Annotated in this window: 1 protein-coding gene; it reads left to right on the top strand. The window is 63.0% G+C overall.

Going from position 1 to position 597, the window contains the following annotated elements:
• Window positions 1–597 (top strand): DUF6531 domain-containing protein (locus ACWKV9_RS27690; RefSeq protein WP_483839296.1); only part of this gene is annotated, 597 nt, incomplete at both ends.

Genomic DNA, 597 nt, shown 5'->3' on the forward strand with positions numbered 1-597 from the left:
TCGGGATCACCCAATCCGGTGCATGCCGCCACCGGCGCCAAGGTGCTGGGCGATGTCGAGGAACTGGATTTTTTCATTGCCGGGATTCTGCCGGTCGAGTGGCAGCGTTTTTACAACAGCCGCGACGCCCGAACCGACAGCCTGTTTGGCACGGGCTGGAGCGTGGCGTACGAAGTCAGCGTGCGCATTGAGCCGCACCCCGAGGGTGGCGAGCGGCTGATCTACACCGATGAGCAGGCGCGCGTCATCGACATGGGCAGCATTCCCTCGGGCGGCGCGGTGTACAGCGTCGGGGAAGGCCTGGCGGTACGCCGACACGACAACGGCCAGTTGCTGATCGAGAGCGAGGACGGGCGTTATCGCCTGTTTGAACCGGTTGCGACCGATGCTGGGTTATTGCGCCTGACCGAGCTGGGCGATCGCAACGACAACCGGATCTATCTGGATTACGACGACCTTGGGCGTCTGATCCATGTGCGCGACACCTACAACATCGTGCGCCTGCTGCTGGTGTATTCAGTGCGCTGGCCGCGGCGGGTCGAGCAGATCGAACGGGTGTACATCGATGAAACTCGCGAGGTCCTGGCCAGTTACGCG

The sequence above is a fragment of the Pseudomonas corni genome, assembly GCF_057128765.1.